20 protein-coding genes and 2 pseudogenes are annotated in these 26,020 nt (G+C 60.4%); 14 read left to right on the top strand and 8 right to left on the bottom strand.

Annotated elements, in window-relative coordinates:
• The 4 genes from ACTJKE_RS30255 to ACTJKE_RS30240 all read left to right on the top strand — a co-directional run.
• Positions 1–1,979, top strand: a 1,979-nt coding sequence (locus ACTJKE_RS30255; protein ID WP_440661562.1) for a cadherin domain-containing protein, incomplete at its 5' end; no start/stop codon positions are given.
• 462 nt (positions 1,980–2,441) lie between these two features.
• Positions 2,442–4,214 (top strand): type I secretion system permease/ATPase, encoded by a 1,773-nt coding sequence (locus ACTJKE_RS30250; RefSeq protein ID WP_440638819.1) that lies wholly within the window; start codon positions 2,442–2,444, stop codon positions 4,212–4,214.
• Positions 4,198–5,511, top strand: a complete 1,314-nt coding sequence (locus tag ACTJKE_RS30245) for an HlyD family type I secretion periplasmic adaptor subunit (protein ID WP_440638817.1) — start codon at positions 4,198–4,200, stop codon at positions 5,509–5,511. Before ACTJKE_RS30250 ends, ACTJKE_RS30245 begins: the two co-directional genes overlap by 17 nt.
• 359 nt (positions 5,512–5,870) lie before the next feature.
• A complete protein-coding gene (locus tag ACTJKE_RS30240; RefSeq protein ID WP_440661564.1) occupies positions 5,871–7,085 on the top strand; it encodes a GGDEF domain-containing protein in 1,215 nt (404 codons plus the stop codon).
• 351 nt (positions 7,086–7,436) lie between these two features.
• On the opposite strand, the gene ACTJKE_RS30235 is transcribed toward ACTJKE_RS30240, so the two are convergent.
• Positions 7,437–7,736: a HigA family addiction module antitoxin gene (locus ACTJKE_RS30235; protein ID WP_440638844.1), complete on the bottom strand. Its 300-nt coding sequence runs from the start codon at positions 7,734–7,736 to the stop codon at positions 7,437–7,439.
• A gap of 30 nt (positions 7,737–7,766) precedes the next feature.
• Positions 7,767–7,925: pseudogene (locus tag ACTJKE_RS30230) on the bottom strand (type II toxin-antitoxin system RelE/ParE family toxin); the annotation flags it as partial.
• Positions 7,926–8,051: 126 nt separating this feature from the next.
• On the opposite strand from ACTJKE_RS30230, the gene ACTJKE_RS30225 reads away from it, so the two are divergent.
• The 3 genes from ACTJKE_RS30225 (at position 8,052) to ACTJKE_RS30215 (ending at position 11,044) form a co-directional block, all read left to right on the top strand.
• Positions 8,052–9,101: an IS110 family transposase gene (locus ACTJKE_RS30225; RefSeq protein ID WP_440638811.1), complete on the top strand. Its 1,050-nt coding sequence runs from the start codon at positions 8,052–8,054 to the stop codon at positions 9,099–9,101.
• Between the two features lie 448 nt (positions 9,102–9,549).
• Positions 9,550–10,641 (top strand): nucleotidyltransferase family protein, encoded by a 1,092-nt coding sequence (locus ACTJKE_RS30220; protein ID WP_440638809.1) that lies wholly within the window; start codon positions 9,550–9,552, stop codon positions 10,639–10,641.
• A gap of 136 nt (positions 10,642–10,777) precedes the next feature.
• Positions 10,778–11,044: a type II toxin-antitoxin system Phd/YefM family antitoxin gene (locus tag ACTJKE_RS30215; RefSeq protein ID WP_440638807.1), complete on the top strand. Its 267-nt coding sequence runs from the start codon at positions 10,778–10,780 to the stop codon at positions 11,042–11,044.
• A gap of 231 nt (positions 11,045–11,275) precedes the next feature.
• Here the strand turns inward: ACTJKE_RS30215 and ACTJKE_RS30210 are convergent, their stop codons facing one another.
• The 4 genes and pseudogenes from ACTJKE_RS30210 to ACTJKE_RS30195 all read right to left on the bottom strand — a co-directional run bounded on the left by ACTJKE_RS30210 (position 11,276) and on the right by ACTJKE_RS30195 (position 16,263).
• Positions 11,276–11,554: an HU family DNA-binding protein gene (locus ACTJKE_RS30210; protein WP_058322636.1), complete on the bottom strand. Its 279-nt coding sequence runs from the start codon at positions 11,552–11,554 to the stop codon at positions 11,276–11,278.
• Between the two features lie 339 nt (positions 11,555–11,893).
• Complete coding sequence (locus ACTJKE_RS30205) at positions 11,894–13,240, bottom strand: SLC13 family permease (RefSeq protein WP_058328091.1); 1,347 nt, start codon at positions 13,238–13,240, stop codon at positions 11,894–11,896.
• A gap of 104 nt (positions 13,241–13,344) precedes the next feature.
• On the bottom strand, positions 13,345–14,853 hold the full coding sequence (locus ACTJKE_RS30200; protein WP_440638804.1) for a malonate--CoA ligase: 1,509 nt from the start codon (positions 14,851–14,853) through the stop codon (positions 13,345–13,347).
• Positions 14,807–16,263: pseudogene (locus tag ACTJKE_RS30195) on the bottom strand (malonyl-CoA decarboxylase). The gene ACTJKE_RS30200 and the pseudogene ACTJKE_RS30195 overlap by 47 nt, the downstream one beginning before the upstream one ends.
• A 151-nt stretch (positions 16,264–16,414) precedes the next feature.
• Between ACTJKE_RS30195 and ACTJKE_RS30190 the strand changes: the two are divergent.
• The gene (locus ACTJKE_RS30190; RefSeq protein WP_058328139.1) at positions 16,415–17,065 is read left to right on the top strand and encodes a GntR family transcriptional regulator; all 651 of its coding nucleotides are present in this window, start codon (positions 16,415–16,417) and stop codon (positions 17,063–17,065) included.
• A 149-nt stretch (positions 17,066–17,214) separates the two neighbouring features.
• On the opposite strand, the gene ACTJKE_RS30185 is transcribed toward ACTJKE_RS30190, so the two are convergent.
• Positions 17,215–18,276 carry an aldo/keto reductase gene (locus tag ACTJKE_RS30185; protein WP_058328093.1) on the bottom strand — a complete coding sequence of 354 codons (1,062 nt, stop codon included), beginning with the start codon at positions 18,274–18,276 and terminating at the stop codon, positions 17,215–17,217.
• Between the two features lie 17 nt (positions 18,277–18,293).
• On the bottom strand, positions 18,294–19,379 hold the full coding sequence (locus ACTJKE_RS30180) for a LacI family DNA-binding transcriptional regulator (protein WP_058328094.1): 1,086 nt from the start codon (positions 19,377–19,379) through the stop codon (positions 18,294–18,296).
• Positions 19,380–19,575: 196 nt separating this feature from the next.
• Here ACTJKE_RS30180 and ACTJKE_RS30175 point away from each other — a divergent pair, with 196 nt between their 5' ends.
• The 6 genes from ACTJKE_RS30175 to ACTJKE_RS30150 all read left to right on the top strand — a co-directional run bounded on the left by ACTJKE_RS30175 (position 19,576) and on the right by ACTJKE_RS30150 (position 26,014).
• Positions 19,576–20,598 (top strand): ABC transporter permease, encoded by a 1,023-nt coding sequence (locus tag ACTJKE_RS30175; RefSeq protein ID WP_058328095.1) that lies wholly within the window; start codon positions 19,576–19,578, stop codon positions 20,596–20,598.
• A gap of 29 nt (positions 20,599–20,627) precedes the next feature.
• On the top strand, positions 20,628–21,638 hold the full coding sequence (locus ACTJKE_RS30170; RefSeq protein WP_058328140.1) for a substrate-binding domain-containing protein: 1,011 nt from the start codon (positions 20,628–20,630) through the stop codon (positions 21,636–21,638).
• 75 nt (positions 21,639–21,713) lie between these two features.
• On the top strand, positions 21,714–23,282 hold the full coding sequence (locus ACTJKE_RS30165) for a sugar ABC transporter ATP-binding protein (RefSeq protein ID WP_440638801.1): 1,569 nt from the start codon (positions 21,714–21,716) through the stop codon (positions 23,280–23,282).
• Positions 23,279–24,313, top strand: coding sequence for an ABC transporter permease (locus ACTJKE_RS30160; protein WP_058328097.1), 1,035 nt, complete (start codon positions 23,279–23,281; stop codon positions 24,311–24,313). The genes ACTJKE_RS30165 and ACTJKE_RS30160 overlap by 4 nt, the downstream gene beginning before the upstream one ends.
• 23 nt (positions 24,314–24,336) lie before the next feature.
• A complete protein-coding gene (locus ACTJKE_RS30155; RefSeq protein ID WP_058328098.1) occupies positions 24,337–25,338 on the top strand; it encodes a dihydroxyacetone kinase subunit DhaK in 1,002 nt (333 codons plus the stop codon).
• 4 nt (positions 25,339–25,342) lie between these two features.
• Positions 25,343–26,014 carry a dihydroxyacetone kinase family protein gene (locus tag ACTJKE_RS30150; protein WP_440638798.1) on the top strand — a complete coding sequence of 224 codons (672 nt, stop codon included), beginning with the start codon at positions 25,343–25,345 and terminating at the stop codon, positions 26,012–26,014.
• Positions 26,015–26,020 lie beyond the last annotated feature (6 nt).

Below are 26,020 nucleotides of genomic sequence, written 5' to 3'. Positions count from 1 at the left end.
CGCTGTCCGGCACGGACGCCGCGCTGTTCGACATCGACGCCGCGACCGGTGTTGTCACCTTCAAGGCGGCGCCCGACTTCGAGGCACCGGCCGACGCCGATGGCGACAATGTCTACGATATCGTCGTCACGGCCTCCGACGGCACGCTCGCCACTGACCGGGCGGTCGCCATCACGGTCACCAACGTCAACGACAATGCCCCGGTGTTCTCGTCTGGAGCGACGGCAAGCTTCGCCGAAAACGGGACCGGCGTCGTCTATGATGCCGACGCCAGCGATGCCGACAATCTCGGCGCCCTGAGCTATTCGCTGTCCGGCACGGACTCCGCGCTGTTCGATATCGACGCCGCGACCGGTGTTGTCACCTTCAAGGCGGCGCCCGACTTCGAGACACCGGCCGACGTCGATGGCGACAATGTCTACGACATCGTCGTTACCGCCTCCGACGTCACGCTCACTACCGATCGGGCCGTTGCCATCACGGTCACCAACCAGAACGAGAACGGATCACCTTCGATCACCTCGAATGGCGGTGCTGAAACGGTACAGATCTCGGTGCCTGAGAACACCACGGCAGTAACTACCATAACGGCGACCGATCCGGACGCCGGCGACACGCTGACCTACACTGTCGTCGCGGGGGCGGACTACGCTCTGTTCCAGATCGACGCACTCACCGGAGTGTTGAGGTTCAAGGCCGCTCCCGATTACGAGATGCCGGCTGATCAGAATGGAGACAACGTATATGAGGTCGTCGTTCAGGTTTCGGACGGCGCGCTTCATGACAGCCAGGCGATTTCGGTGGCAGTAACTGATGTTAGTGGCGTGACAGTCTCGGGGAGTGCGAGCAAGGGCGATGCCCTTACTGGAACCGGGGAGGGCGACACGCTCAATGGCCTTGGTGGCAATGATACGCTCTCTGGATTGGCCGGAAATGACCTTCTCGACGGGGGAGCAGGTAAGGACACGCTTGTTGGCGGCACTGGCAACGACACGTTCGTCGTGGATAACACGGGTGACGTTGTATCCGAGAACCCAAATGAAGGAGTTGACACCATTCGATCGAGCATAACCTACACGCTTGGAGCATATGTCGAAAACCTGCAATTGACAGGTTCGACGAACATCAATGGTACTGGGAATGAACTCGATAACGTGATTGTCGGTAACAGCGGCAACAATGCCCTCTTCGGGATGGCGGGCGCCGATGTTCTCGATGGTCAGGAAGGTATTGATACCGCATCCTACGTCGCTTCGTCATCTGCGGTGAATGTAAGCCTGGCCGCCGGAACAGCCATTGGCGGCGATGCGCAAGGAGATTCGCTGATCAGTATTGAGAACCTGATTGGCTCGGCGTTTGATGATGTCCTGGAGGGTAATTCCGGCGACAACCAACTTACCGGCGGAGCGGGTCTAGACACCATTACATATCAGCACGCCGTAAGCGGGGTTACGATCAATTTAGCCGCAACGGTGGCCCAAAACACCGTCGGTGCTGGCATGGATACGCTCTTCTCCTTTGAAAACCTCACGGGCTCGGCTCTCTCCGATCAGCTTGCCGGAAACGCGGGTTCAAACGTTCTGAACGGCCTGGACGGGGATGACGTCCTGATCGGAGGTGGCGGAGGAGATACGCTTTTCGGTGGCTCCGGGCGGGATAGGTTCGTGTTGAATGAGGTGGCCGACAGTCTGTCCAGTGCGTCGGACATAATTCGGGACTTTCTGCATGGCGTTGACCAGATCGACCTCAGACTGATCGATGCTAATATCTCAGGTAAGGCGAAAGGAGATCAGGCGTTTGCTTTCGCAGGTCAAAACGCCGGCGTTGTTGCAAATAGTGTCACCTGGCATGAAACGACCATAGACGGCTCGTCCTTCACAACTATTCAGGCAGATGTTGACGGTAAAGGGGGAGCCGATCTCGTCATTCAGCTTACTGGAACAGGCTTGAATCTCACGGCGTCCGACTTTTGGCTATAGAGGCCCACGCCGCGGAGAATGCCGTCAAGCGGCTGTCAGCCCCTCGCACCGACGAAGGCGGCTGCCATCCCGAATGCATCGCAGGGTACAAGTCTGCGCATTATCTGTTGAAGATCGCGCCGATGACCCGCAGTAGGTGGCGGGTTCACCTCAGGGCCAGAAGCTATTGGAGAAGGGTAGATTTGCAGCGGTCGTTGTCGCGTCACTTGCCTTGCTCGCATGTCCGGCCATTGCAACGAAAGATAATTAGAAAGGACTAATATTTAAGGCAACCATCCCGTGATAAAGATGTGCATGCGAACTTAAAGGCGAGTGGCGCCTCCGATCCTCTCGGGGAATTCTCGATTGATCTATTTCAGGCTCTGAGACTGTGGGCCGACGCTGTCGACTGCCCGAGATCAAAGTGGCCTGATTGAACAGAATATTGATTGTGGAGCTATGCGTTTGTGGAGTTAACAGCCGGTGGCAGAATTTGCAGCAGCATCGAACCGCAGGAATACCGATCCCGCCTCTCCCCTGCGTGATTGCCGTAGCGCCTTCATTGGCGTCGGTATCGCCAGTGCCTTTATCAACATTCTCTATCTCACGGGCTCGTTCTTCATGCTCGAAGTCTATGACAGGGTTCTGCCGAGTCGAAGCATTCCCTCGCTGATCGCGCTGAGCCTCCTCGCGTTGCTGCTCTACAGCTTCCAGGGCGCGTTCGAACTTATCCGCGGCCGAATGTTAGTGCGCGTTGCGGAGGTCCTCGACGAGACAATGAGCGGGCGCATACACCGAGCCCTCGTCAAAGCGCCGTTGATGCTCGAGATGCGTGGAGACGGTCTTCAGGCGCTACGTGATTTCGATCAGGTCCGTTTGTTCCTTTCGAGCTCCGGTCCAGCCGCATTCTTCGACCTACCGTGGTTGCCGTTCTACGTCGCCATCTGCTTCCTGTTCCACCCCATTATCGGCCTTGTTGCAATCGGTGGCGTGCTGGTCCTGACAGTGCTCACCTATCTCACCGAGCGCGGCTCGCAAGTGCCCGCCAAGAAGGCGTTCGAGGCAGGTGGGTTGCGCAATTCGCTCGCCCAGGCATCGCAGCGCAATGCCGAGGTGGTCCAAGCCATGGGTATGTCGGCACGCCTGACGGCGCTTTGGGAGAGCCGCAATGCCGTCTTCCGGGAAGGGAACCGGCGCACGTCCGACGTTGGCAACGGCTATGGCGCGCTGTCGAAGGTTTTCCGCATGGTGCTGCAGTCTGGCGTGCTCGGCGCAGGTGCGATACTTGTTATCGAAGGGCAGGCATCGCCCGGCATCATAATCGCCGGCTCAATTCTGACGGCGCGGGCGTTTGCTCCAGTGGAGCTTGCGATCGGAAACTGGCGCAGCCTCGTCGCCGCGCGGCAGAGCTGGAAGCGACTGAGGGAACTTCTCAGGGCATTGCCGGAAACCCAACCGCCGCTGCCGCTACCGGCTCCGCGTGAAAGTCTGAGCGTTGAGGGGCTGGCGAGCGGTCCGCCGGCACCAAAGCACATAGTGTTCACGGATATGAACTTCACCATCCACGCTGGCAGTGCGCTTGGTATCATCGGCCCCAGCGCATCAGGAAAATCATCGCTCGCGCGCGCCATCCTCGGCGTCTGGCCCGTCTATCGCGGCTCCGTGCGGCTAGACGGCGCAGGCCTCGACCAATGGGACCCAGAGGCGCTCGGCAAATATGTCGGCTATTTACCACAGGACGTCGAGCTTTTCGCTGGAACTGTGGCGCAGAACATCTGCCGTTTCGCCGAGGATATGGCCTCCGAGCTTATCGTCGCCGCCGCCAAGGCGGCGGGTGTGAACGACCTGATACTCAGGCTCCCAAGCGGCTATGACACCGAAATCGGCGAGGGAGGCATGTCACTTTCGGCCGGCCAGCGCCAGCGCGTTGCGCTTGCGAGGGCCCTTTATGACGACCCCTTCCTCGTTGTCCTCGATGAACCCAATTCGAATCTCGATGCAGAGGGCGAGCAGGCGCTGAGTAATGCGATCAAGAACGTGCGTGCGCGCGGCGGCATCGTCGTCGTAATCGCCCACCGCCCGAGTGCCCTGGCTAACGTGGATTTGGTATTAGTGATGAGCGAGGGACGCATGCAGACCTTCGGCTCGAAGGACGACGTGTTGGGTAACGTGCTCCGCCCGCAGCAGATAACGGCGCCCCCGCAGCTAAGATCGTCACAGAGGGCGAGGAGCCGAGGCAATGAGCGGCAGCATTAGACAGGCGCAAAGTGCACATCGTTCGCTTTCGCGACATATGATCGGAGTATCGGTGCTTACACTCGCGCTTGTGGCTGGTGTCGGCGGTTGGGCCGCGACGACGAAACTTTCAAGCGCGGTCGTAGCAGCTGGTGTCGTCGTGGTCGACGACAACGTTAAGAAAGTCCAGCACCTAACCGGGGGGATCGTCGGCGAACTGCTGGTCAAGGAAGGCGACCGCGTCAAGGCAGGGCAGGTCTTGCTACGTTTGGACGGTACGACGGTCCGAGCGAATCTCGCGATTATCGAAAGCACACTCGCGCAGCTCTATGCCCGCCGCGCCCGCCTCCAGGCCGAACGCATCGGTGCGACAACCATCGATACCGCCGACGAAGGTAGATTCATCCCCGGCCAGGCCGCATTGAAGCTCATCGACGGTGAGCACAAGCTCTTTGAAAGCCGCCGCGCAGCGCTCATCAGCATGAAGGGGCAGCTGGCGTCGCGAAAGGAGCAGCTCGCGGACGAAATCAAAGGACTAACGGTACAACTGAAGGCAATCGAGGAGGCGTTAAAGCTGATTGCAGAGGAACTTTCGGGCGTCGATTTCCTCTATAATCGGGGCTTGGTGCCGATGCAGCGGGTGACAACTCTGAAACGCCAGCGTACTGAACTCGAGGGCGAGCGCGGGCGGCACATTGCGGCCAGGGCCCAGGCCCGCGGCAGGCAGAGCGAGGTCGACCTGCAGATTTTGCAACTTGATGAAGATCGACGCGCCGAAGTCTCCAAAGAACTTGCGGATGTCGAAGTGAAGGTCACCGAGTTTGAGGAGCGCCGAACCGCTGCGGCCGACCAGTTGCGACGGCTTGACATTACTGCTCCCCTGCCAGGGCGCATCTACCAACTTGTGGTCCACACCATCAACGGCGTCGTCAACGCTGGCGAGACGCTGATGCTTGTTGTTCCGGATGCTGGCGATCTTACCGTCGAGGCCCGGGTGGCGACCCGCGACATCGATCAGATCCGTGTTGGCCAGGTAGTAGACGTCCGTTTCAGTGCCTTCAATCAGCGCACCACACCCGAAGTCGAAGCGGAGGTCATGACCGTCGCTCCTGATCTCGTGACGGACGAGCGGACCGGTGCTAGCTACTATCCACTCAGAATTCGCCCCAAGCTAGAAAGTCTCGCCAAACTCAAGGGCCTTTCCCTCTATCCCGGTATGCCGGCCGAGGTATTCATCAAGATCGCCGACCGCACGGTCATGTCCTACCTTACCAAGCCCCTAACCGATCAGATGCGGCATGCGTTCCGCGAGGATTGAGATCGTTAACTCGAAGGTAGCGAGTGAGCGTGGGCCTTGCGAAACGAAGCGTCTTCGGTGTCCAGGCGCAAACGTCGTTGCCTCAATGAATGCGCGACCGGACTTTCCCAGCAGCTTCGCCGCGTCGCATGCAGTCCCATCCGGCAACGACAAACCAAGTCCTTGATCTGCGATCGCGCTGATTGCGTGTGAAGGGGTGAAATCACCATTGACGCACTCGTCGCTCCATAAGCCGCAGGTGACGAAGCTACTCGATCGATTGAAATTTCTCTTTTTGGTCAATCACTTCAGTGAATTTTAATTTCGCAACGGTAGGCAATCATTGCAGCCACGAATATTGTTTCGGATTGTCGCCGCCCATGGATACAAACAACATCATCGTATATTTGCCGCCTGTGATGCTTGGCGTGGTCGCATTCGCCTTTCTTTTACTTTGGCACCTCAAAATATCGACGTCATGGCAGTGGAGCGCAGCGTTCGCGCAAGCGGGACTAGGGTTTGCGCTCGTGCCATTTCCCGTGTCTCCGACATTCGACATCTTCGTAGCTGGCTTGCTCTACATCGGAGCGGCCTATTGCTATGGCAGCGCCATACTTCTCCATTTCGGTGCGCCGATGCAAAGGAGTGTACGGAGGTTGTTCGTCGGCGGTTACATCGTGGTCCACACCATCGTTGTTCTCATCTTCGAAAGCCTCAAGGCGGAACTGTTCCTGACCGATGTCGCCTTTGCCTGTCTTTTGGGGTTTGCATTGTTCAAAGTAGTAACGAAGGCAACCAACCTCGCCGATCGAGCCATGATCGTTTCGGGCGTGCTTTTGGTGCTCGACACGTTGACCCGCACCGTCGTTTTCACCTTCTTCATACGAACCAGCGACCAAATGGCGGATTTTTCGGCATCGGACTACAACCTGGCTGTCACGGTCACGACCATCACGATCGGGCTGTCGTTTCCGTTCACAGCGCTGGGGGCCATGGCATCGGCGACTATACGAAGACATCGCGAGGCTTCCGAGAGAGACCCATTGACAGGACTCCTCAACCGACGTGGCTTCGAGCTAGCCGTACACCGCGCGACGAAAGACACTGTGACTCGCGGCGCGGTCATTGTCTGCGACATAGACCACTTCAAACAGGTGAATGATGGTTATGGGCACGCTGCAGGCGACAACGTCATTGCCGAACTCGCGGCTGAACTTCAGCGACATCTTGGTTCGCGCACGGTCACCGCCCGATTTGGCGGAGAAGAGTTCGTGGCCTTCTTGCCGCACGCCTCGCTCGCAGAAGCTTCTGTTCTCGCGCATTCCGTCCGCATTCGCTTTGCCGGAAGAGATTGGCGTCCGGCCGGCATTGACCGGCAGATTACGGTGAGCATCGCCGATGGCGAAGTTTCCGAAGCTGCCGCAATTGAGCGCGCCGACCGTGCACTTTACGCTGCCAAAACCGCGGGTCGCAATCGCGTGGTTCTGGCCGAGGGTGAGAGTGATTGCATCGAAGCGGTCGCTATGAATGCGATCAGAACGCCCTCAAGCGTCGCCCTCGATCCGTTCGGGGGCTCCCGAGTGTCGATTGCGTGAAGTACGCTTTTGCGCTTACCGGCCCTCCGGAGGAATGACAAGGTCGAGGGATATCACGTCGAAATGGACGGCCGATCCGCGTATTCGCGAATGGCGGACATGGTCTATGCGGGAAGAACCGAACATGAAGATGTTCGGATGCAAGAGAAGACGGCGGCCGCCGCGATCGTGTTTCGCTAGCCTCTTTCGCGATGACACGGAACGCCCGCCTGATAACCCTCGAAACTTTTGCCCGCACACCCGTTGAGCGCAGGCTTCAACATTCCGTCCTGATTCATTGATTGTTCCCGCTTTGTGCCTTTAAGATCGCATAATGTATCGACTGGAATGTACGGTACTGGGCAGCTTCGCTCATGCTGTTCTATCGATTTCCGGGATCAACTCCAGTTCGCCATGCAGCGCTATTTCCTCTGTCTTGAGGTTGAAGCTGGTCTGCATGTTCATCCAAAATTCCGGCGTCGTGCGGAAATACTTGGCGAGGCGCAGAGCGGTATCCGTGGTTATCGGCGTCTGCTCCGCCGCTATACGTTCGATGCGGGTGCGAGGGACATTGAGCTTCTTCGCCAGTGCACCGGCGCTCATCTTCAGGGGGAGTAGATACTCCTCGCGGAGGATTTCGCCCGGATGGATCGACGGAAGGATATGAGTCATCTCAAGCTCCCTGTCTGCCACGTTTGGCCTTCAATGGTAGTCAACTATTTCAACGTCCTCGATTCCGGCATTTGGCCATATGAAACATATGCGCCACTGGTCATTGATCCGGATCGAATGTTGGCCTTCTCTCTTGCCCTTAAGGGCTTCTAACCGATTGCCCGGAGGAGAACGCAAGTCCTCGAGAAGCACTTTAGAACGTGCGATTAGGGGAGGCAGCTTACAGTTCGATTTGACACTTCATATGCCTGGAAGCCTGATGGAGCCGGCCCCGCAACGCCAATGGGTGAATGGGCCGACTTGGAGGAAAGGTCAATGAAGAACGTAGCGACAATCGGATTAGACATCGCAAAAGAAGTTTTTCAGGTTCATGGCGCCGATGCCGATGGTGCGCCACTGTTCAATCGGAAGCTTCGACGGGCGGAACTCTTGGAGTTTTTCGGGAAGTTACCACCGTGCGTGGTCGGTATTGAGGCCTGCAGCACCTCACATGATTGGGCGCGGCGCATCGCCCAGTTCGGTCATGAGGTGCGCTTGATCCATCCCATTTATGTGAAGCCATTTGTAAAGCGTGGCAAGACTGATGCCGCCGACGCTGAAGCAATTAACGAAGCTCTGACGCGCAAGGCCATGCGGTTCGTTCCTGTCAAATCCATGGAACAGCAAGCGTCCGCGATGGTGTTTCGAGCACGTGCAATGTTCGTCCGGCAAAGGACTCAGGCGGTGAATGCTCTGCGTGGCCACTTAGCTGAGCTGGGGATCGCGACGGGGCGGGGGATGGCAAATGTCCGAGCGCTCACCAAACTTGTTGGCAATGGGAGCGAGGATGGATTGCCTGCTGCAGCCCGTTTTGCAATGTCCGAGATCGCCGACCAGATCGAATTTTTGCAGCAGCGTATCGCTAAACTGGATCACGAGATCCTCGTTCGAGCGCGGGACGACGGTGTAACCAAACGACTAATGACGGTTCCGGGGATTGGAGCGATAACCGCGCTTGCCATCAAATCGCTAGTCCACGATCCCGATAGTTTCAAATCCGCACGCCACTTTGCCGCGTGGATTGGCCTGACCCCGAAGAGTCATTCGAGCGGGGCAAGCCAGACCTTGGTCGGTATTTCAAAGATGGGGAACAGCCAGTTGAGAACCTTGCTTGTTACTGGCGCTATGTCGGTTCTCATGCATCTCAAAGCCGACGATAAGACAGAACCGTGGCTCAGCAGGCTCAAGAACCGGCGTCCTTTCAAAGTCGCGGCCGTCGCGCTGGCCAACAAGACTGCACGCATTGTCTGGGCCTTGTTGACAAAGGGCGGGATCTACAGAGAACGGCGGGTCATTCCCACATTGGTCGCCACGACCTCCGCATAGACGGTCTTACGAAACGTTTTACCAGAACCGGCATAGGTGAGATGCTGACCTGACTCCTTGTCTTCGAGACGACACAGAAGAGCACGGAATACCGGAAGGGCGCTAGTGTATCATAATACGCATAATTGTTGGGCCGTTGCTCGGCGAGGCGAACATTGGTGGGGTGGCGAGAACCGCCACGACATACCGTCCTCATGAAAGCAACGTTTTGAACCAGGTAATTAAGGCCAGACATCTCTCCGGACGGGTCGCCTCACTTTCGGGGCGGCCCGCTCTACGGTCCAGTTCGAAAGACTTGCTCCGCCGTGAACGGAGGTGGTGAAGCAGCTCGCGCGTCGCCCGTGAGATGCGTCGCCAACCTGCGCATACGGCGCTTACTCTCATTTTTGTGCGTCTGGTTTTCTAACTCGAAATCTATTATACCTTTTATCAAAAAGGGTATAACCACATGAAAACCATTGACCTGATGTATCAGACGATGCTTGCTGAGCTCGGCCAGCGATCGCTCGACGCGGCATGGACAGCCGACTTTCCACCTGAAGGCCGCTTCACGCCCGTCACGGTAAAGGCGCGTCGATACTGGTATTTCGACATCCCTGATGGGCATGGCGGGAGGACCCGGCGTTACGTCGGCCCCGCAGATGATCCCGAGATTTCGGAGCGCGTCGCAGACTTTCAAGCTCAGAGGGATGATCTCCGCGCTCGGCGCCGCCTGGTTAGCACCCTCACTCGTGAAGGAGGGATGATCGCGCCCGATAAGATGTCAGGCGACGTCGTTGAGGCGTTGGCGAACGGGGGCCTGTTCCGATTGCGTGGCGTGCTGATCGGCACGGTGGCATTCCAATGCTACGCGGGTCTCCTTGGCGTGCGTCTGCCAATGGCCGCAGTCCTGACAGGGGACGCGGACATTGCCCAAGACTACGCCATTAGTCATGAGGTCGAAGACAGCCTACCTCCAATCGTCGATCTGTTGCAATCGGTCGATCCGACCTTCCGGCCCGTCCCGCACCGATCGGGAGCCGCAGCTTCGTCTGCATTTGTCAGCAGCTCCGGATATCGGGTCGAGTTCCTGACTTCGAACAGAGGCAGCGACGACTACATCGATCAACCCGCAAAGATGCCTGCCTTGGGCGGCGCGGGCGCGGATCCACTGCGCTTTCTCGACTTTTTGATCAGGGACCCCATTCGGACGATCCTGCTCCACAAGTCGGGTGTTCCTGTGACAGTCCCAGCCCCAGAGCGCTATGCCGTCCATAAGCTTATTGTCGCGTCGCGTCGCCACACCGATGGCCAGAGCGCGGTCAAGCGAGACAAGGATGTTCGGCAGGCCGCGCTCCTGTTCGAAGCGCTCCAGCAGACACGACGGACGTCCGACCTTGCCCTGGTTTATAACGAAGCATGGGAACGCGGCGCAGGTTGGCAAGAAGGCATCCGTGCCGGGGCAGGAATGCTTACAGCCGACGAAAGAAACCGCCTCAGGGACTGTCTCCAGACAGGAGCCTCGGAAATCGGCGAAGAGGTTACCGTGCCGTTCCAATAGTGGGATGTGACTACGCGACTTGCCATCAACCGCGACCAGCAAGACGCAGGCGGTGAGGCAATGGGCGAATTCGGCCTTCGAGTGAATAGAGGCTTCTGGTATCCTGCTGCGATGCACTAGTTGGATATCTAGCTACATGGAGACGACCGTAAAAATCACGACCCTTTCCAGCCGGGAACTCACCAGGGATATCAGTCGCGCCAAAAAGGCGGCGGAAGCCGGGCCGGTTATAATTACTGACCACGGTAGGCCTCGTTTTGTCCTGATAACCTACGATGAATTCGAGCGATTGAGCGGCAAACGTCGCAACCTTGTCGATGCTCTTGCTATGCTTGGTCTATCGACAGTCGATATCGAGCCGAGCCGCATTACAATCGAGCCGCGCGAAGCGGACCTATCTTGAAACGTTGGGTGGCTTCGAACCGATTGCGGAACGACAAAGATCTGCGACGAAAACTGATGTCAGTCTGGCTGCCTGCTAGGAGCGGAAAGAGCCGGCTCGCTGACGGGCCGGTTCTGTCACAGAACTTGCAATCGGCGAAGGATCGGGTGAAGCATTTTGACCGATCAAGGCCATAACGACCTCAATAGCCTTCGCGTCTCCGCCGTCAACGCCCCGAACCTTCCGGCCCCGTCAGCCGTTCAGTGCGTCCTTAAGCGCCTTGGCCGGAGCGAAGGTCAACTTCTTCGCAGCCGCGACCTTGATGGTCGCACCGGTTGCCGGATTGCGCGCGTCGCGCTCAGGCGTGTCCTTGACCTTGAATTTGCCAAAGCCCGGGATCGATGTTTCGGCGCCGGATGTGGCGGCGGCGGTCACGGCGGCAAAGACCGCCTCGACAACCGCCTTGCTCTGGACCTTGGTCAAGCCATGCTCGGTCGCGATCTTATCTGCAATCTCATTGGTTGTTGTCATTGTTTTCCCCTCATGATGACGCGGGAATTCTCGCCCGACGGGATCCCTTTTGTCATCTGGCGTCCCAGCGAGCAGGGCTAAATCCGGACGATTTCCACAGCGCAATCGTGGCATTTCGTAAAAGTTGTTCCTTCGGCCCTGGGGCTGTGCCTGTTCGCTGGAGGCAGGGGCATTCAACGGTGTCTGGTCATCTGGTGCAGCAGGGTATCGCCCGCCAATTCGAATGACGAGCGTTGAGCAAAGTCGAATTCCCATCCACCACGAGCCACAGCTCGTTGCCCAGGGCACGGACCGTGAGCGGTTTCCGTCTCTCCTGAATGCCTTTCGCCGGTCCTGCCATTATATGAGGCCCGGCACGACGAACACCGACCAGGCAACGATCGGTCCGATGATCGCGATCAGTGCACTGTAGATCAGCAGTTGCCGCAGTACCTGCTCGCGCTCATCGTCCGGCGCGTTGGCGACGACGAGCGCGCCATTGGTGGAGAACGGGCTGGTGTCGACGATGGTCGTCGATATGGCGATTGCTGCCACGACGCCGATGGCGCTGATGTGCCCTTGCAACAGGAACGGAACGGCGAGCGGGATGATGGCGCCGAGCAGCGCGGTCGATGAGGCAAAGGCCGAAACGATGGCGCCGGTGAAGCAAAGCAGCAGCGCCACCAGGAGCGGCATGCCAAGGCTCGATATGCCGCTGGCCACATAATTGACCGTGCCGGCCTTCTCCATGACGCCGACATAGGTGATGATGCCGGCGATCAGAAGCACGGTCGACCAGCTGACCTTGTCGATTGCCGCTTTCTGCGTCTTCGGCGAGATGAGGGCGAGGGCGACGGCTACGGTGATCGCGACCAGACCGACATTGAACTTGAAGACGAGCGCGCCAACGCCGAGCGCCGTCAAACCGATCAAAGTGAAGACCTTTTCCGGGCTCAGGCGCAATGTCTGTAGAGTGTCCGCCGCCGTACCGTAGGCGTGCTCTCTGATCGGCTTGGCAGGCGTGCCGCCATGGCCCCGGATCGACGCCGATACACCCTCGGGATGCAATTCGGGCAGAGGACCGGAGACTGCTGGTTTCTGCTTCATGACGCGCGCGCCGCCGAAGACGAAGAAGACCAGCACGGCTATCGCCAGGTTGAAGAAGAAGCTGGACAGGAACAGCGATGTCGGCGCGAAGGGCAGGCCGGCCTTGACGACAATCTGGTTGGTGATGCCGCCATAGACACTGATCGGCGAGAAGCCGCCGGCCTGCGCGCCGTGGATGACCATCAGTCCCATCATCACCGGATGGATGCGGTATTGCACGGCAAAGCTGAGCGCAACAGGGGCGAGGATCGCCACAGCCGCCGGGCCGAGTGCGCCAAAACCGGTGATGATGGCGGCAACGACGAACATCACCCAGGGGATCCAGGCGACATGTCCGCGCACCAGCCGCACGGCGCATTCGACGAGCCAGTCGATGGTGCCGTTAATCTGCGCGATGGCGAAGAGGTAAGTGACGGCGACAAGCGTCAGGAACAGGTCGCTTGGGAAGCCGGCGAAAATGTCATTGGCCTTCATGCCGATGATCAGCGAGCCGAGCAGGAAGGTGCAGCCGAATGCCAGCGCACCCATGTTGATCGGTTGGACCGTCGCGATGACGAACATGGCGATAAGCAGCAGTATGGATAGGATTTCGATACCCATGATTCCCCTCCCTCCGACGCGTCGAGCGCCGGCAGCTAGTGTTCTTCAAGATTGGATTGTTCCCCGCGCCTTCCTCCCAGAGGGCGCAGGGACGGATCACGTCGTTATGTGTAAAGGTCGGCGTATTTCTGCCGCAGGACGTTCTTCTGGACCTTGCCCATGGTGTTGCGCGGCAGATCCTCGGTGAAGATGATGCGCTTGGGTTGCTTGTAGCGGGCGAGCCGGTCCTGGAGCGCGCCCAGGATCGCCTTTTCATCGAGCGTCGCGTCGGGCTTGCAAACGACGATGGCGGTGACGCCCTCGCCGAAATCGGGATGCGGAACGCCGATGACCGCGCTCTCGGCGACCCCCTCAAGCTGGTCGATCTCGCCTTCGACCTCCTTGGGATAGATGTTGTATCCGCCCGAAATCACCAGGTCCTTGCTGCGGCCGACGATGTGGACATAGCCTTGCCCGTCGATCTTACCGAGGTCGCCGCTGATGAAGAACCCGTCGGCGGTGAATTCCGCGGCCGTCTTCTCCGGCATGCGCCAATAGCCCTTGAAGACGTTCGGTCCCTTGATTTCGATCATGCCGGTTTCTCCCGGCGCAACCTCGCTGCCGGTCGCCGAATCGGTGACGCGCACCGTCACGCCGGGCAGCGGAAAGCCGACCGTTCCGGCAATCCGATCTCCATCATACGGGTTCGACGTGTTCATGTTGGTTTCGGTCATGCCGTAGCGTTCCAGGATCGCAAGACCGGTGCGCTTCCTGAATTCCACATGCGTTTCGGCGAGCAGCGGCGCCGAACCGGAGATGAAAAGGCGCATGTTCGCGACGGCCTGCCGGTCGAGGCGCGGGCTCTGCAGCAGGCGCACGTAAAAGGTCGGGACGCCCATCAGGAGAGTCGCCTGCACCATCAACGACACGACCTCGTCCGGGTCAAATTTCGGTAGCAGGAACATCGAGGCGCCGGCAAGCAATGTGACGTTGGTGGCGACGAACAGGCCATGGGTGTGGAAGATCGGCAAGGCATGGATCAACCGATCGTCAGCCGTGACGCGCCAGTAGTCGCGCAAGGTCAGGGCGTTCGAGAGCAGGTTGCCGTGGGTGAGCATCGCCCCCTTGGAACGTCCGGTCGTTCCCGACGTATAGAGGATCGCTGCCAGATCGTCGGCCGTGCGCGAAGCATCGACGAAGTCGGCTTGTTCGTCTCTCGCGAGATCGAGAAGCGAGCCGGTACCATCGGCGTCAAGGGTTTCGACAATCGCACCGTGAGGCTCGGCGATCGTTGAGACGCCTTCTCGGGCACTCGAGGACACGACAACCAGCCGCGGTTCGGCGTCGCTGATGAAATAGTCGAGCTCGGCAAGCGTATAGGCGGTATTGAGCGGCAGATAAACCGCGCCTGAGCGAAGGCACGCGAGATAGAGGATCAAGGCCTCGGAACTCTTGTCGATCTGCACGGCAACCCGGTCGCCTGGGCGGATGCCGAGCGTATCCATCGCGCTTGCGATGCGGCCCGACAGATCGAGCGCATCCTTATAGGTCCAGGTACGGCCGCCGTTCACCCGAATGAATGGCGCGTCACCCGATGCAGCGGCCCTTATGGCGTCGAAAAGATGGTTGCTCACGTTCGCCTCCTCCGATCCTTGAATTCACCATTTGCGCGAACGGCTGACAGCCTTGCTGGCGACAGTGCCGCGGCGGCCTTCGCCGTTCTGATTGAGCAAGCCCTTGACCGCCGGTGAGGCAACCACTTCGCCGCGCTGCGCCAGGGCCTCGTGGTTGGCGACGATGTCATCGAGCTGATAGAGATAGTTGACCATAAGGCCATGCGCCTGCTGCATCGCCTTGGCCGAGCGGTCGCCGAGAAAGTTCAGCCTCTCCAGTCGGGCGCCGTTGCCGAGATGAAACCGCGCCACCGGGTCGATCGGGCGACCCTCCGGTGTCCGTTCCATAAGGAAATAGCGCGCCGCAAGCGGCAACAGCACGCGCTCCACCTCGACCGCCATGTTCTCGTCATCAGTCCATTTCGGGTCATCGAGCAGCGTCAGAGCCCTGCAATCCGCAGCCGACAGCTCACTTGCGGCGTCGCGGGACTTGAGCCATCGGGCAAAGCCTGGAACGGGCGAGAGCGTGACGAATTTCTTCAGCGATGGCAGGTCCTTGCGCAGGTCTTCCACCACTTGCTTGATCAGGAAATTGCCGAAGGAAATCCCGCGCAAACCGTCCTGGCAATTGGAGATCGAATAGAAGACGGCGGTGGTCGCCTCGTCGGCGTTGATTTGCTCGCGGCCCTCGTCGAGAACGTCGCCAATAGCACTCGGCATCCATCGCGTGAGCGCCACTTCGACGAAGACAAGCGGTTCGTCCGTGAGCCTTGGATGGAAGAAGGCGAAGCAGCGGCGGTCGGCGGGGGCCAACCGGCGGCGCAATTCTTCCCAGCCGGAAATCTCGTGCACGGCTTCGTATTTGATGATCTTTTCCAGGACGTGAGCCGGCGTCGACCAATCGATCGGCCGAAGCGTCAGGAAGCCGCGGTTGAACCAAGAGCCGAAGAGGTGGGCGAAATCGGCGTCGAGCGCCTGGAAGCCGGTGGCTTGCTCTTTGGAGGCAAGCAGCTGCTCACGCATCCGGACAAGCTTGGCCGTACCGCTCGGCGCGTGGTTCAACCGGCGCAGCAGTTCCTGTCGCCGCGGTTCGGCCGCCTGGTGGAGTGCAATAATCGCGGTTGAACTCTTGTCGGTGCGGTAATTTTCAATCGCCTGGTCGAGTTTCACCGTGTCGGGTCCGAACTTGTCGGAAAGCATGTGAAAGAACCGCTGTACCCCGTCCGCGTCGAGTGCGTCCCAGCGGGCGAGTATTTCGGCGGCAAGAGCCATGCCAGAAGCTTCGCCCCGGCTCGATAGCAGCATCTCGCAGAGAGTTTCGAGATCGGCCTTGGCTGCGACCTCGGAGGCGCGTGAACCCGAAAACAGCAGCTTGCGTCCGCGATCGGTGATGCTCTGCAGCATGTCCGTGAAAAAAGAGGTCTCAGGCATGCCCATTCTCCCCTTCTCAAATTGCCGACCTGGTTGCGTTCTGCTTCCCATCGAGCGGCCTCGTCTGTAGTATGTAAACTGTCACAATGCGTATGCGACGTCAATAATCTTGTATGCAAGATAGATGTTTATGTATGAGGAAACGGAACAGATGTCCGAAAATGTCGGCCGGTGGCTTCGGGACGAGATTGAAAACGCAATTCTTTCCAATGAGTTCTCCCCTGGCGAGCGCTTGGACGAAATGGTGCTTGCCAATCGGTTCGGAGTCTCGCGGACGCCGGTGCGCGAAGCGCTGATGCAGCTCGACGCCATCGGCCTGATCGAAATCCGACCTCGCAGAGGGGCCGTCGTCATCGATCCGGGGCCGCACCGCATCTACGAAATGTTCGAGGTGATGGCGGAGCTGGAGGGGCTCGCCGGATCGCTCGCCGCCCGCCGGCTGGACGATGCGGCGCGCGAAGCAATCGCGGCAGCACACAAGCGTTGCGAGCTTTCGGCCGGAGCCGGCGACAGCGACGCCTATTATTACGACAACGAGGCATTTCATAATGCGATCTACGCCGCGAGCCGGAGCGACTTCCTCGCGGAGCAGTGCACGCAATTGCACCGCCGCCTGCGCCCCTATCGACGGCTTCAACTGCGGGTGCGCAATCGTCTGGCGACCTCCTTCACGGAACATTGTGCCATTGTCGACGCCATCTTTGCCGGGGACGGGGAGGAGGCGCGGCGCCTGCTCAGGGCGCATGTCGGGATACAGGGCGAGAGGTTCAGCGATCTGGTTGCAAGCATGGCGACCAGATGACCCGTCACCTGCTTCTTCGCGCTGCCGGAGGGCATGTGAGAACGACAGAGTTGCCAGCGGTTCGAATCTATTCAAGGCGATATATATATTTATGTGTGCGTCATTGTCGATCGATATGAGCACTTCTCTTCGACCGCTGGGCGACGCACTTAAATCAATCCGAGGTCAATGTAGCTATCATGCAGTGCCCAGTCGCCGGGGCCGAAACGGTCGCCGGCGAAATTGTGCTGGTGCCAGTACGGATAGATGTAGGGCGGGCGGCTGACCTTGTTCAGCGTGTCCAGCTCTTCCTCTGTCAGCTTTAGGTTGACGGCAGCGATATTGTCGCGGAACTGCTCTTCGCTGAGACCGCCGACCACGAGGCTGGCGATTGCTGGACGCGATAGCGTCCAGGCCAGCGAGACCTGTGCCACCGTGACGCCACGGACCTTTGCGATGATTTCGAGCGCATCGACGATCGTCCACAGGCGCTCTTGGTCGCGGATCGGCGGCTCGCTCCAGCCGGCAGCCTGGCGGGAATCGGCCGGCGCCCTGCCGCGGCCAAAGGCGCCGGAGAGGAGCCCGGCGGCGAGCGGGCTCCAGACCATGACGCCGAGGCCCTGATCGACGGAAATCGGTAGCAGCTCGTATTCAGCCTCGCGCGCTTCGAGCGTGTAGTGAATCTGCTGAGTCACGAAGCGTGGCAGGTTCTTCGCCTCCGCCACGCCCAGTGCCTTCATGATGTGCCAGCCGGAATAGTTGGAGCAGCCGATATAGCGGATCTTGCCCTGCTGGCGCAGCGTTTCGAGCGCGCCGAGCATTTCCTCGACCGGTGTCACGCCGTCCCATTCGTGCATGAAGTAGATGTCGATATGGTCGGTCTTCAGCCGCTTGAGGCTGAGTTCGCATTCGCGGATGACGTGGTAGCGCGAGGTGCCTTCGTCGTTCGGCCCGTCGCCGATGCGCATGCGTGCCTTGGACGAAATTAGCACCTTGTCACGCTTTTCGCCGAGGGCCTCGCCGAGAATTTCCTCCGAGCGGCCGAGCGAATACATGTTGGCCGTGTCGAAAAGGTTGACGCCACCGTCGATGCAGCAGTCGATGAGGCGGCGGGCTTCCGCCACGCTCTGGTTCGCCACGCGAGAAAACGCGCCGACCCCGCCGAAGGAGAAGGTGCCCATGGCGATGGCCGAAACCTTCAGGCCCGTGCGGCCGAGTGTCCTGTATTCCATGGTCTTCCTCTGCGTTTCTAATGCGCCTGCTGCCGTGCTGTCCGCCGTGGGCGATCCTGCGCGGTGTTCGATACGCCGTGCTCGTGGCTGGCACGCAGGACAAGCTCCGCGCCCACGAGGATCTTGACTGGCGGCTGCGGCTCGGCGGCGGCGATCAGGTCGTCGAGCACGGTGACGGCGAGGTAGCCGATCTTGCGCTTCGACACATCGATGGTCGTTAGGCCCGGCTCCATGGTCGCGCTCTGCGGCAGGTTGTCGAAGCCGATGATCGAAACGTCTTGCGGGATCGAGACGCCGTGTTCGCGCAGCGCCCGGATGAAGCCGTACGCAATGATGTCGTTGGTGCAGAAATAGCATTCCGCAAGGTCGAGGCCGGTGGAAAGCAGGGCGCGCGTATCGGTATAGGCCCCGTCATAGGTGGATTCCACCGAGAGGATGTCGGCCTCGTTCACCGGCAAGCCGAGCCGCGCCATGTTCTTGAAGAAGGCCTCGCGGCGCAGGCGGAAGTTGGTCGTGTCGACATGGGAAGCGACGAAGCCGATGCGCTGGAAACCCTGCATGCGGAAGCGCGACAGCGCTTTATAGACGGCGTCCTCGTTGTTCATATCGACGAAATTGGCGTCGAGCACGTCGTAGAACGTATCGATGAAGACGGTCGGCAGGCCGAGGCCCTGGATGAGGCGGATATCGGCCTCCGTCAGCTCCGTGCCGAGTGCGATGACGCCGGATATCGGTGCGCCGGCGAGCGATTCCGCCACGGTGCTGATCGGCTGGCCCTCGAAGCTTACCACTTCCAGCGTGTAGTTGCGCCGCGTCGCCTCGGCCGACATGCCGTCGATATAGTCGGAGATGAAGACGCTGTGGTCGCGGTTGACCGTGTGGCCATGCTTGGCGATCTTCAGGAAGCGTAGGGTTTCGCCTGGTTCCGCGCTGCTGCGTGTTGCCCGCGGCACGTAGTTGAGGCTCGCCACCGCCTCCAGCACCCGCGCCCGCGTCACACCGGAAATCTCTCCCTTGCCGTTCAATACAAGCGAGACCGTCGCGGCCGATACGCCCGCCGCCTCGGCGATGTCCCTGATGGTCAGTTTTCCCGGTTTCTTCATGCGGAGACAGGCTGCCTTTTATGCTGCGACTGCGAACAAGTTTACTAAACGATTTAGATGAACTTTGCGAGACGTAGGGCAATTTGGCGCGGATCGCAACCGATTTGCCGCCTAAACGGGGCTTGTCAGAACAAATTTCCTTTGATAGCGTTTTAGTGAAGTAATGGTTTGTTTAGTAAACAAATGGGAGGAGATCATGCAAAAAACCGGCGGGCAGCTGGCGATGCTGGTTGTCATAAACGGCCTATTGCTTGTGGCGGGCGCCCTGATCTCCGGCGGCTCGTTCCTTTCCGTTTTCAATCTCCAGTCCATGGCGAGCCAGGTGCCGGAAATCGGCCTTTTGGCCATCGGCGTGATGCTGGCCATGTGCGCCGGCAATGGCGGCATCGATCTTTCGGGCATCGCGCTTGCCAATCTCTCAGGCGTGCTGTCCGCTGTCATCGTCTCCTCCTTTCTGTCGGCGACGGACGGCGGCACGGCCTTCAGCCTCGCCTTCATCGCGGGCGCACTCCTCGTCGGCCTCGCCGGCGGCGTCATCAACGGCCTTCTCATCTCGCGGCTGAACATCACGCCCATCCTCTGCACGCTCGGCACCCAGATGGCCTTCATGGGGCTCGCGGTCGTGGTTTCCGGCGGCAAGGCCGTGACGGTTGGCAGCCCGGCACTGCTCTCCAGCGTGGGCAACGACATGATCGCCGCTGTCCCGATCAGCTTCATCGTCTTCGTGCTGGTCGCCGGCGTCATCGCCGCGCTCTTGAAGTTCACGCCCTATGGCCTGTGGCTGATGCTGATGGGCACCAATCCCAAGGCCGCCGTCTATGCGGGCTTTCCGAAGAACGGCGTGATCGTCGCCACCTATGCGATTTCCGGCACGCTGTCGGGTCTCGTCGGCGTCATCATTGCGGCGCGCAACGTCAACGTAAAGTTCGATTACGGCAGCTCCTATCTGCTTATTGCTATCCTGATTGCCGTGATGGCGGGCGTGAAGCCGGAGGGCGGCTACGGGCGCGTCGTCTGTGTCGTGCTTTCCGCCATCGCCCTGCAGCTCATGTCGAGCCTGCTCAATTTCGGCGGCCTTTCCAATTTCGTGCGCGATTTTGCCTGGGGCCTGCTGCTGCTCACGTTCCTGGCCGTCGGCCGCTACGACATCGCCGGCTTCCTGTCCCCGGGGCGCCGCTCGCAAACCCCTTCGGTGCCTGTCCCTCAAGCGCCGAAGTGAAACAGGAGGGAAAATTCGTGGAGGAAAACATGAAGTCGTTTTCGAAGAAGGTACTGGCTGGAACCACGGTTGCGGCCGTCGCGCTCGCAGGTTCTATCGGCGTGTTGGCTGCCCAGGAAAAGCCCGTCATCGCTACCGTGGTAAAGATCAGCGGCATTCCGTGGTTCGACCGCATGAACACGGGCGTTGTCGCCTATCAGGACGCCAATCCTGACGTCGTTGCAAGCCAGAGCGGTCCGGCGACGGCGGACTCGGCTCAGCAGTTGCAGATCGTCAACGACCTCGTCGCCAAGGGCGTCAACGCGCTTGCCGTCGTGCCGATGGACCCGGCTGTTCTGGAAGGCACGTTCCAGCGCGCCATGGAGCGCGGCATCGTGGTCGTGACGCACGAAGCCGACAACCAGATGAACACCAATGCCGACGTCGAAGCCTTCGACAATGCCGACTATGGCGCGGCGCTGAACGAGCGTCTGGCCGAGTGCATGGGCAAGGAAGGCAAGTGGACGACCTTCGTCGGTTCCCTAGGCAGCCGCACGCATATGCAGTGGGTCGGCGCCGGCGAGGAAAATGCCGAGAAGTATGCTGGCATGGAACTCGTCGACCCGAACAATGAATCCTTCGACGACGCCAACGGCACCTATGAAAAGGCCAAGGAAATCCTGCGCAAGCACCCTGATATTAAGGGCTTCCAAACCTCGGCGGGCAACGACGTCCTCGGCGTCGGCCGCGCCATTGACGAAGCGGGCTTGAGCGGCAAGGTTTGCCTCGTCGGCACCGGTCTGCCGAACCCGTCGGCCGACCTTCTCGAATCCGGCGCCATCACGGCGATCGGCTTCTGGGATCCGCAGAAGGCCGGCATGGCGATGAACGCCGTCGCCAAGCTGCTGCTGGCGAAGAAGGAAGTCACCGACGGCACAGACCTCGGCGTCGAAGGCTACAACAAGGTCTCGGTCAAGCAGGGCCCGGGCAAGGGTCTGCTGATCCTCGGCAACGGCATGGTCCTTGCCGACAAGGCGACCTACAAGGAACACCTGTTCTAATCCGGCAAACCGTCAGCCGGCCGGGAGGTTCACCTTCTGGCCGGAACCGTCCGGCGTGGCAACGCGCCGGTCAGCATGAGGACAATTTCCGTGGCGGCACAAGCACATACCGCGCAGCAATCGGCGGCGCTCCTTGAACTTAGAAACATCCAGAAATGGTTCGGCGGCGTCCATGCCCTGCGCGGCATCGACCTGACGCTCCAGCCGGGCGAAGCCTATCATCTTCTGGGTGAAAACGGCTGCGGCAAGAGCACCGTCATCAAGATCATGTCGGGCGCGCATGTGCCGTCCTCGGGCGAGATCGTGCTTGGCGGCGAGACCTTCTCGTCGCTGACGCCGATCCAGTCGCTCGCTGCCGGCATCGAGACCGTCTACCAGGACCTGTCGCTGCTGCCGAACCTCACCGTCGCCGAAAACGTCGCGCTGAACGAGCAGTTGGTGAACGGCAACGGCCGTCTCGCGCGCCTTTTCGATCGGAAGCGGTTGAGGGAGACGGCGGAGCGCGCGCTCGCCGCCACCGGCCTTCCAACCGACCGCGGCTTCCTCAACACCATCGTTTCCGACCTGCCGCTCGCCTCGCGCCAGCTCGTCGCTATCGCGCGCGCCATAGCGACCCGCGCCAAGCTCGTCATTATGGACGAGCCGACGACATCTCTGACGCGCCGCGAGGTGGATAATCTCATCCGCGTCGTCGAGCGGCTGCGCTCGGACAACGTCGCCGTGCTCTTCGTCACCCACAAGCTGGACGAATGTTACCGTATCGGCGGCCATGCCGTTGTCTTCCGCGACGGCCAGTGCGTGGCGCAAGGCCCCATCGCGAATTACAGCAAGAAGGAACTGGCCGAACTGATGACCGGCCGTTCCATCGATGCCCAGCGCTACCGCACCGGGAAACCCTCCGACGCCGAACTCCTCAAGGTCGACCGCCTTGTCGCTGATGGTGTGCGGGAGATCAGCTTTTCCATGAAGAAGGGCGAAATTCTCGGCATCACCGGCCTTGCCGATTCCGGCCGCAACGAACTCGCCATGGCCCTGACCGGCGTCGCGCCCGCGAGCGGCGGTGCGGTCAAGCTCGACGGCAAGACCGTCTCCGTGCGCTCGCCCGCCAAAGCCATCGAGCAGGGCATCGGCTATGTGCCGGAGGACCGGCTGGCGGAAGGCCTCTTCCTTGACAAGTCGATCCTTGAGAACGAGATCGCGCTCGTCGTCTCGCGCCTCGCCAATTCCCTCGGCGTCGTCGACCGGGAGGAGGGGCGCAAGATCGCCGCCCGGCTTTCCGAGGAAATGCGTCTCAACACGAAAAATCTCGACCTGCCGGTCGGCGCGCTTTCGGGCGGCAACCAGCAGCGCGTGCTGATCGGCCGCTGGCTGAGCATCGCACCGAAGCTGCTCGTGCTGCATGGGCCGACCGTCGGCGTCGATGTCGGCTCCAAGGACACGATCTACCGCGTCATCCAGATGCTTGCGGAAGCGGGCATGGGCCTCGTCATTGTCAGCGACGACCTGCCCGAGCTCCTGGAGAACACCGACCGCATCCTCGTTATGAACAGCGGCCGGGTGGTCGCGGAGATGGATGCGGGACAGGCAACAGAAGACCAACTCTACAAGGCGATGCTGGCGACCACGACGGAGACTGTGCAATGAGCGTTTCACGGACCGATGAATTCCACGACGCTGCCGACCCGTCGCGTTCCTTCAGCTTCGGTGACCTCGTTCGCCGCCGACCGGAGACCATCACCTTCCTGCTGCTGGTGGCGATCTGCGTGGCCGTCGCCATCGTCAACCCGGCTTTCCTCCAGCCCTCGACGCTCATAGACATCGGCCGCGCCAGTGTGGTCATGGGCCTGTTCGCGCTCGGCGTCTTCATCATCCTGGCGGCGGGCGGTATCGACGTGTCCTTTACGGCGATCGCGGCCTTCACCATGTATTCAATGACGGTGCTGGTGCAGACCTACCTGCCGAACCTGCCCATCGTCGTCGTCATCCTCATGGCGACGCTCGGCGGTGCGGCGCTCGGCATCATCAACGGTCTGCTGGTCCATCACCTGAAGGTGCCGTCGCTGATCGTCACCATCGGCACGCAGTATCTGTTCCGCGGCTTTCTGCTCTCCTTCATCGGCACGGTCTGGATAATGTCCCTTCCGCCGCAGATGGGCGCCTTCGGCCGCATGCCGCTCGTCCAGTTCGAGGCCGCCAACGGCGCGCTGATCACGCTGCCGTTCTACTTTCTCGTGCTGCCTGTTGCGGCCTTCGTGACCTGGTGGATCCTCAACCGCACCTTGATGGGACGCGCCATCTTCGCCGTCGGCGGCAATGCCGATATAGCAAGCCGCCTCGGCTACAGCCTGCGCACCGTGCATGTTTTCCTGTTCGGCTATGCGGGCGCGCTCGCGGGCCTTGCCGGCATCATCCATGTTTGCGCCAACCGGCAGGCCAATCCCTTCGATCTCGTCGGCACCGAGATCAACGTCATCGCCGCCGTCGTGCTCGGCGGCGCGCGCATCACCGGCGGCACGGGCACGGTCCTCGGCACCCTTCTCGGCGTGCTCCTGATCGTCGTGCTCAACAGCGTGCTCGTCATGGTCGGCATTCCTAGCACCTGGCAGCGGCTCGTCGTCGGCAGCTTCATCCTGCTCGCCGCCGCCTTCTTCGTCACGCGCCAGCGCAAGAAATAACCCCCCACTCCCGGAGGAAACTTATGAAGAAGTTCCTGAACGACCCCGTCAACTTCGTCGACGAAATGCTCGAAGGCATCTACAAGGCGCATCCCACCGTCACCTATACGGCCGATGACTTGCGCTGCCTCGTGACGGCCAAGACCATGCCCGGCAAGGTCGGCATCGCCACCGGCGGCGGTTCGGGGCACCTGCCTACCTTCCTCGGCTTCGTCGGTGACGGCATGCTGGACGGCGCGGCAGTCGGCGGCGTCTTCCAGTCGCCCAGCGCCGAGCAGATGTACCAGGTGACCAAGCACATCGATCAGGGCGCCGGCGTCCTCTACATCTACGGCAACTATACCGGCGACATCATCAACTTCGACATGGCGGCCGAACTTGCCGATCTCGACGGCATCGCCGTCAAGCAGGTCGTCGGCAACGACGACGTCGCCTCGTCCATCGTTGGCGAAGAGCACAAGCGTCGCGGCGTGGCGGGCATCTTCTTCATCTACAAGACCGCCGGCGCCGCCGCCGCCGAGGGCCTATCGCTGGATGAGGTGGCGCGCCTTGCCGACAAGGCACGTTTGCGCACCCGCACCATGGGCGTCGCGCTTTCGAGCTGTGTCGTCCCGGAAATCGGCCACGCCACCTTCTCCATCGGCGAGGACGAGATGGAGATTGGCATGGGCATCCATGGCGAGCCCGGCATCAGCCGCAAGAGGCTCGCGCCGGCTGATGCCGTCGTCGACGAGATGATGGAGCGCGTCTTTGCGGAAACGGACTACAAGCAGGGCGACAATGTTGCAGTGCTGATGAACGGCCTCGGCGGCACGCCGCTCGAAGAACTCTACATCCTCTTCCGCCGTGTCTCGCAGCTTCTAGAAGCGCGCGGCGTTACCGCCAAGTATGTCTGGGTCGGAGAGTTCGCCACTTCGATGGAAATGGCCGGCGCTTCGATTTCGATCCTGCATCTCGACGAGGAGCTGGATCGCCTGATCGCCGCCCCGGCGAACACGCCCTTCTTTCAGCATGTTGCGGGTTGATGCCATGACGCTCCAGACATTGAATGCAGCCGATCTCATCGACCTCTTCAAGAGCTGGAAGGAGCTCTTTGCCGAACAGCGCGAATTCCTTATCGCCCTCGACGGCAAGGTGGGTGACAGCGATCTCGGCATCACCATGAGCAAGTCCTTCGCCGCCGCCGCCGAAGCGCTGGAAGCCGAAGGTGAAGCGGCGGGCATCGCCAAGCTGCTGCGCACCGCCGGCGCCACCATGGCCCGCAAAGCGCCCTCCACCATGGGCACGCTGACGGCGACCGGGTTCCTGCGCGCAAGCAAGGCCGTCGAAGGCAAGGATGTGTTGGACACCGCCGGCATGGCCGCCTTCTGGCGCGCCTATCGTGACGGCGTTGCCGAACGCGGCAAGGCGAAGGTCGGCGACAAGACGCTGCTTGACGTGCTCGACCCCATCGCGACGACGCTGGAAGCGCAGGCGTCCGCCGGTGTCTCGCTTTCGGATGCGCTGAACGTGACGGCGGATGCAGCCGAACAGGCGCTGGAGGCCACCAAGTCCATGCTCGCGCAGCATGGCAAGGCGGCGGCGTTCCAGGAAAAGACGGTCGGCTTGCAGGATGCCGGCGCGACAGTCGGCGCTTTCCTGATCCGTCGCATGGCGCAATTCGTGACGGGCGATAGAACTCGGTCATCCAACCGTCAGTGAGTATGG

Source organism: Ensifer sp. 22521, from assembly GCF_052044795.1.
Classification (GTDB): domain Bacteria; phylum Pseudomonadota; class Alphaproteobacteria; order Rhizobiales; family Rhizobiaceae; genus Ensifer.
The sequence above is the reverse complement of the archived record's forward strand: the minus strand, read 5'-3'. Positions and strand labels throughout refer to the sequence as shown.